We start from the raw sequence: 6,720 nt of genomic DNA, 5'->3' as shown, positions 1-6,720 counted from the left end.
GGGCCGGGCGCGCTGGTGGCGCCCCCCGCCCCCCACTCGGCGGGGGGGGGGGTGCGTTTCCTTTCCCGGGTCCCGGCCTCCCCCGGGCCGGCGCCCGGGCCCCGGCCCGGCCGAACGGCCGTGCCGGTCGCCCGGCACCGGTTCAGAAAGATCACAGACCGGACGCGCGCCGGATCTCGGCGGCCATCCGCGCCGAGTCGTGGTCCGGCTCGACCCCGTCGACCAGGATCACCTCGCCCGGGATGTGCCGCGTCCGCAGGTGCTTGATTTCCTGATAGTCGTCGGAGGCGTACCACGCGCGGGCGGCGGCCAGGTCGGGGAACTCGATGATCACGACGTCCCCCGGCCAGTCGCCCTCCAGCACGTCGACCGTTCCGCCGTGGACGATGAACCGCCCGCCGAAGGGGGCGAGGGTCGTCTCGATGCGCTCCAGGTACTCCAGCACCTCGGGGTGCGGGGGTGCCTTGCGCAGGTGCGCGAGCGCGTACGCGGTCATGGCTTTTCCCTTCGTCGCGGTGGCTTTCCACCCTCGCCCGGGCGTACGGCGGAATCTCGGTTCCACTCAGCAACGAGGATCCCGCCGTCCCGGCGGCTTGTCGATTATCCCTCGGGTAATGGCCGTGCCTCGACGTCGGTCACCCTTCCGGGTGATTCACGTCTTGGCAATATTTACCGCGCGGCGGGCCGACAATTGGAAATCTTTGTGTCGGGTATTTACCGCCCCTTCGACTGCCCATTAGCGTTTGTGTTTGACCAGCTCGTCGATGCCTTCCGGGCGGCTGGGCGGGGCGAGAGCGGCTAGCCGAAAAATCTGAGCAGAGGGTGGGGAAGCCGTGAGCGTGGTGCTGGAATACATCGTGGAAGAATTGCGTATCGCGCGGACGAGTCGGCGGGCTCAGCCAGGAGGAATTCGGTCACCTGATCAATTACTCCGGGTCGCACGTCAGCTCGGTCGAAACGGGTGGGCGGCCACCCACGCCGGAGTACCTGGAGGCGGTCGACACCGGGCTCCAGACCGGCGGCATGTTCATGCGGGCGCTGCGGAAGCTGGCCAAACTCGAGAGCTGCCCGCCCTGGCTGCGGGAGTGGATTGAGTTCGAGCGCCAGGCGGTGGTGCTGCGCTGGTTCGAGCCGCTGGTCGTACCGGGCCTGCTGCAAACCGAGGCGTACGCGCGAGCGACGATCGCGTGCAGTGGCCAGTTCAAGCCGGACGAGGTCGAGCAGCGCGTGATCGCCCGGATGGAACGCCAGGCGATCCTGACCGGCGAGCGGCCACCCTTGTTCGTTGTCGTGATCGACGCGGCGATGCTGCGTCGGCCGCTGCCCGAACACCCCGGCCTGATGGCCGAACAGCTCGACCGGCTGATCGAGTACGGCTCCCTGGAGCACGTCCAACTGCACGTCGTTCCCGACGAGGGCCTGTACCCCGGACAAGCCGGCCAGTTCATCATCGCCGAGCTGCCGGACGGCAACCGGGTCGCCTATGCGGACAACCAGCTCCGCGCGCAGATCATGGACGACCCCATCGATATTGCTAGGCTGACTACCACCTGGGAGGTGGTCCGGACCGAAGCCCTCCCGCGCCGCCAGTCGATGGACCTGATCAAGGAGGTGGCGAAGTCATGGATCTGACCGGCGCCCGTTGGCGCAAGTCCTCCCGTTCCAGCTCCAACGGTGGAGCCTGCGTGGAGGTCGCCGACAACCTGCCCGGCCGGGTACTGGTACGGGACACCAAGGACCGCGACGGCGGTACCCTCGCCTTCGCCCCCGAGGCGTGGCGGGCCTTCGTCGCGGACGTGTCGAGGCTGAGCCCCGGGAACCCGCGCCCCTGAGAACCCGCTCCGGGAGGGCCGGGGACCGTCACGCCCACCCGTGCACCCTCCCGGAGTCCGCCGCCGTACGTCGGCCCCGCCCCGCGCCTGCCCCGGGTCCGCTGTGGCAGGGCGAAGTTCGCCCCTACGCCGCGACCCGGTGCGGCAGCGGCGGGTTGAGCCGGGCGAAGCCGGCCTGCCGGTAGTACGGGAAGTACGGGTACGCCGGGGTCCGCTGGCTCACCTCGTCGAGTCGCGCCACCTGCTCGGGCGTCAACGACCAGCCGACGGCGCCGAGGTTCTGCCGGAGCTGTTCCTCGTTGCGCGCGCCGATGATGACGGAGGCGACGGTCGGCCGCTGGAGCAGCCAGTTGATGGCGATCTGCGGCACGCTCCGCCCGGTTTCCCGGGCCAGCTCGTCGAGGACGTCGACGATGTCGAAGAGCTGCTCCTGTTCGACCGGGGGCCCGTACTCGGCGGTCTGGTGCAGGCGACTCTCCGCCGGCAGCGGCTCTCCCCGCCGGATCCGGCCGGTGAGCCTGCCCCAGCCGAGCGGGCTCCAGACCAGCGCGCCGATGCCCTGGTCGAGTCCGAGCGGCATGAGTTCCCACTCGTAGTCCCGCCCGACGAGCGAGTAGTAGACCTGGTGCGCGACGTAGCGCGGGTGGCCGTACCGGTCGGCCACCGCCAGGGACTTCATCAACTGCCAGCCGGAGAAGTTGGAGACGCCGACGTAGCGCACCTTCCCGGCCCGGACGAGCTCGTCGAGCGTGTCGAGGACCTCCTCGATCGGGGTACCCGCGTCGAAGGCGTGCAGTTGGAGCAGGTCGATCCGGTCGGTGCCGAGCCGCCGCAGGGCGTCCTCGCAGGCCCGGATGAGGCGCGACCGGGAGGTGCCCGCCTCGTCGGGTCCGTCGCCGGTCGGCAGCCCGGTCTTCGTGGAGATCAGCACCCGGTCCCGGCGCCCCTTGACCGCCTCGCCGAGCACCTCCTCGGAGACGCCGTCGGAGTAGACGTCCGCGCTGTCGAACATGGTGAGGCCGGCGTCGAGGCAGATGTCCACGAGGCGGCGCGCCTCCCGTACGCCGGTGTCGCCCCACGCGCCGAAGAGCGGCCCGCGACCCCCGAACGTCCCGGTGCCGAGGCTCAGCGCCGGCACCATCAGCCCCGAAGATCCCAATCGTCGGTATTCCATGACTAGCCCACTCCTAAACGATACTGGAGTTCCGTTAGTCTGGACGATAGCAGGCCGGAGCCGTCTAATGGAACTGGAGTCCCGTTATGCCCGTACCCGAGGTCGAACCCGGCAAGACGCGGCCCGGCGGCCGTACCGCGCGGGTGCGGGCCGCCGTCCTCGACGCCGCCGGGGACGTGCTGGCCGAGCAGGGCTTCGCCCACCTGGACCTGGCCGAGGTCGCCCGCCGGGCCGACGTCGGCAAGACCACCGTCTACCGCCGCTGGGGAACCGTCGCCAACCTGGTCGCCGACCTGCTGCTCGACATGGCCGAACAGTCGTCGCCCCGGACCGAGACCGGGTCGCTGCTCGGCGACCTGACCGCCAACGCCCGGCTGGTGCGGCGCACGCTCACCGACCCCCGCCAGGGGGCGCTGTTCAAGGCGGTCATCGCCGCCGCCACCTCCGACGACCGGACCGCCGAGGCCCTGCGGCGCTTCTACGACACCCGGATCGACGAGTGGGCACCCTGCGTGCGGCAGGCCGTCGACCGGGGCGAGCTTCCCCCGGGAACCGACGCCCGGGAGGTGATCAGGGCCGTCTCCGCGCCGCTCTACTACCGCCTGCTCGTCGGCGGCGGCGCCCTCGACGAAGCCGCCGCCGACCGGGCAGCCGAGGCGGCCGTCGCGGCGGCCCGCGCCGGCGCGTACCGGGGCGGTGGCGACGGGTGACCGGGCCGTGCGGCCACCGTCGGCGCGCCCCGGGCCGGTGCGGGCCCCGCCCGGGTGCCGCCTACCGGAAGTCCGCCGCGTGCTCGCGCGCCCACCCGTCGAAGGTGCGCGCGGGACGGCCGGTCACCGCCTCGGCCGTGGGGAGCGGCCCGTACGCGCTCAGGTCGAGCCGCTCCAGCGTCGCCGGATCGGCCCGCTCGCCCGAGTAGCTCTCGAAGCCGAGCAGGAAGTCGGCGTTGGCGGCGGCGAAGCCGCCCTGCTCCCGGTAGAGTTCGCGCGCCCGTGCGGGGCTGACCACCTCCAGCCGCACCTCGCGACCGAGCGCCGCCGAGATGGCCCGCAACTGGTCGCGCCGGCTGATCAGCTCCGGCCCGTTGAGGTCGTACGCCCGCCCCTGGTGCCCGTCGGCGAGCAGCGCGATCGCGGCGACCTCGGCGATGTCGCGCTCGTGCACCGGGCACCACGCCACGTCGGGAAAGGGTTCCCGCACCACGTTCTCGGCGCGGATCGACGGCCCCCAGAGCCAGAGCTTGTTGAGCATGAACTCGCCCGGGCGCACGTGCGTCCACTCCAGACCGGACTCCTCCACCGCCCGCTCCACCGGCAGATGAAAGTCGGTGTCCAGGCCGCCGGTGACCGCGCCGGAGGAGAGCACCACGATCCGGCGTACCCCGGAGCGCTTCGCCAGGTCGACCACCTCCCGAGCGGTCCGGGCGTACGGGAAGAGGTACATCCGGTCGGCGCCGTCGAGCGCGTTGCGCAGCGTCTCCGGCTCGGCGAGGTCTCCGGCCACCACCTCGACCCCGTCCGGCAGCCCGGCCGACCCGGGGTCGCGCGTCAGCGCGCGTACCGGCTCACCGGCGCGCAGCAGCTCCTCGACCACGAGCCGCCCCACATTCCCGGTGGCACCCGTCACCAGCGTCGTCACGTCGATCCTCCCGAGGAAATTCGCGCCAGTCGAATTGTCGCGGCGCGTGGCAGGGGCCCATCCTCAACCGCCCAATGGCGATCCGGCAAACGCGAACAGGTTGTTCATGTTCGCTCCTGACCAGCGAAAATGGGGGTTCCTCAGCGCGCGGGAGTGAGATTTTCCGCTGTCGCTTGCCGGACCGGCGAATCGAGGCTCTGAGCGGAATTGGGCACCGCGTCTCCGGTACGGCGAAATGGAACTCCGCGGCGGCGACGGCCGGCGTACGGCGGAATTCGCGGGCGGCGGCGGGCGGGGGCACGTACAGTACGGGGCCGTCCGGGCCGCCAGGGTGTCGTACCCCTGCGGTACCAACGGCGGAGCGGGTCGAGGGTCGCACGGGGGTGAGTCGATGAGCGTGGTGGATCGCGCGGCGCCGGCCGGGCACCGCACGTCGGTGGCCCGGGTGCCGGCGCTCGCCGTCCTCGAGTACAACCTGGTCGCCTACCGGCGGGTCTGGCGGGCGGGCGCCTTCTCCTCGTTCGCGCTGCCGCTGCTGTCCATGCTCGGCTTCGGCCTCGGCGTCGGCTCCTACGTGACCGGTGGCGTCGAGGGCGTGCGCTACCTCGACTTCGTCGTGCCGGGGCTGCTGGCCTCGACCGCCCTGCAGGTGGCGATCGGCGAGTCGACCTGGCCGGTGCTGGGCAACTTCGAATGGATCAAGACCTACTACGCGCAGGCCGCCTCGCCGCTGCGGGTGGGCGACATCCTCGGCGGCCACCTCGCCTTCGTGCTGTTCCGCGTGCTCAGCAGCACCCTGGTCTTCCTGCTGGTGGTCGCCGGGTTCGGCGCGCTGCACTCGGTCTGGGCGCTGGCGGTGTTGCCCGTGTCGCTGCTGCTCGGCGTGGCCGTGTCGACGCCCGTCTTCGCGTACACCGCCTCGGTCAAGACCGACAGCTACCTGGCGCTGCTCTTCCGGTTCGCCGTCATCCCGATGACGCTCTTCGCCGGGGTCTTCTTCCCGGTCGAGTCGCTGCCGCCGGTGCTGCGCTGGCTGGCGTACGGGTCGCCGCTGTGGCACGGCGTCGACCTGAGCCGGGCCGCGACCCTGGGAGTCGCGCCCCGCTGGTCGGTCGCCGGACATCTGCTCTACCTCACCGCCTGGGCGGCCGGGGGATGGGTGCTGGCCCGGGCGCGGTTCCGCCGCCGGCTCCTGTACTGACCGGCCCCGGCACCGACCGGCTCGGAGACGACGAAGGGGAACGCGACGTGGTCAGCATCGTCCTGCCGCGGTTGATCAGCTTCGAGGGGGCGCCGGCCCGCGCGCTGTCGGTGGCCGAACGCAACGTCGCGGCGCTGCGCTCGGCGTACTGGATCGTGCTGATCTCCGGCTTCTTCGAGCCGCTGCTCTACCTGCTCTCGATCGGGGTGGGGGTCGGCTCGCTGGTCGGCGACCTCACGCTGCCCGGGGGCCGGGTGGTGTCGTACGCGGCCTTCGTGGCGCCCGCGATGCTCGCCTCGTCGGCGATGAGCGGCGCGCTCTCCGAGACCACCTTCAACTTCTTCGGCAAGATGAAGTACGTCAAGCTCTACGACGGCATGCTGGCGACCCCGGTGCAGCCGTTCGAGATCGCCCTCGGGGAACTCGCCTGGGCGATGGTGCGCGGCTCGCTCTACTCGGCCGCGTTCCTCGGCGTGATGGTCGGGATGGGGCTGACCGGGTCCGGCGCCGCGCTGGCCGCCTTCCCGGCCGCGATGCTGGTCGGCTTCGCGTTCGGGGCGCTCGGCATGGCGCTCTCCACCTTCATGCGCAGCTGGCAGGACTTCGACCTGATGGGCTCGGTGCAGTTCACCCTCTTCCTCTTCTCCGGGACGTTCGTGCCGGCCACCGCCTACCCGGCGGTGCTGCGCTGGTTGGTCGAGGTGACGCCGCTGTACCGGTCGGTCGACCTCGTGCGCGGCATCACCGTCGGTGGCTCCGGCTGGCTCCGGCTGGTCGACGTGCTCTACCTGCTCGCCGCGACGGCGCTCGGGCTGGCGGTCGCGGCCCGGCGGATGAGCCGCATGCTGTACAAGTGAGCGCCCGGACCGCGCCCC

Annotated in this window: 7 protein-coding genes and 1 pseudogene; 5 read left to right on the top strand and 3 right to left on the bottom strand. The window is 71.6% G+C overall.

The annotated features are described in order from the left end of the window. Positions 1-151 precede the first annotated feature (151 nt). Positions 152-496 (bottom strand): DUF1330 domain-containing protein, encoded by a 345-nt coding sequence (locus tag AB0J86_RS15535; RefSeq protein ID WP_363857449.1) that lies wholly within the window; start codon positions 494-496, stop codon positions 152-154. 337 nt (positions 497-833) lie between these two features. Here AB0J86_RS15535 and AB0J86_RS15530 point away from each other — a divergent pair. Together AB0J86_RS15530 and AB0J86_RS15525 are read left to right on the top strand one after the other, a co-directional pair. Beyond that, positions 834-1,632 (top strand): annotated as a pseudogene (locus tag AB0J86_RS15530) (helix-turn-helix transcriptional regulator). Beyond that, positions 1,623-1,832, top strand: coding sequence for a DUF397 domain-containing protein (locus tag AB0J86_RS15525; RefSeq protein ID WP_363857447.1), 210 nt, complete (start codon positions 1,623-1,625; stop codon positions 1,830-1,832). Before AB0J86_RS15530 ends, AB0J86_RS15525 begins: the two are co-directional and overlap by 10 nt. A 124-nt stretch (positions 1,833-1,956) precedes the next feature. On the opposite strand, the gene AB0J86_RS15520 is transcribed toward AB0J86_RS15525, so the two are convergent. Next, positions 1,957-3,006 (bottom strand): aldo/keto reductase, encoded by a 1,050-nt coding sequence (locus tag AB0J86_RS15520; RefSeq protein ID WP_363857445.1) that lies wholly within the window; start codon positions 3,004-3,006, stop codon positions 1,957-1,959. Between the two features lie 86 nt (positions 3,007-3,092). Between AB0J86_RS15520 and AB0J86_RS15515 the strand changes: the two genes are divergently transcribed. Continuing rightward, entirely contained in the window at positions 3,093-3,716 is a 624-nt protein-coding gene (locus AB0J86_RS15515) for a TetR/AcrR family transcriptional regulator (RefSeq protein WP_363857443.1), read from the top strand. Between the two features lie 61 nt (positions 3,717-3,777). On the opposite strand, the gene AB0J86_RS15510 is transcribed toward AB0J86_RS15515, so the two are convergent. After that, a complete protein-coding gene (locus tag AB0J86_RS15510; RefSeq protein ID WP_363857442.1) occupies positions 3,778-4,644 on the bottom strand; it encodes an NAD(P)H-binding protein in 867 nt (288 codons plus the stop codon). Between the two features lie 391 nt (positions 4,645-5,035). Between AB0J86_RS15510 and AB0J86_RS15505 the strand changes: the two genes are divergently transcribed. Next, complete coding sequence (locus tag AB0J86_RS15505) at positions 5,036-5,845, top strand: ABC transporter permease (protein ID WP_363857440.1); 810 nt, start codon at positions 5,036-5,038, stop codon at positions 5,843-5,845. 47 nt (positions 5,846-5,892) lie between these two features. Continuing rightward, on the top strand, positions 5,893-6,702 hold the full coding sequence (locus AB0J86_RS15500; RefSeq protein ID WP_363857438.1) for an ABC transporter permease: 810 nt from the start codon (positions 5,893-5,895) through the stop codon (positions 6,700-6,702). Positions 6,703-6,720 lie beyond the last annotated feature (18 nt).

Origin of the sequence: Micromonospora sp. NPDC049559 (genome assembly GCF_040676675.1) — a bacterium.
Lineage (GTDB): Bacteria > Actinomycetota > Actinomycetes > Mycobacteriales > Micromonosporaceae > JBFAPK01.
Note: the sequence above shows the minus strand (reverse complement) of the source record. Positions and strands in the feature narration are given on the sequence as shown.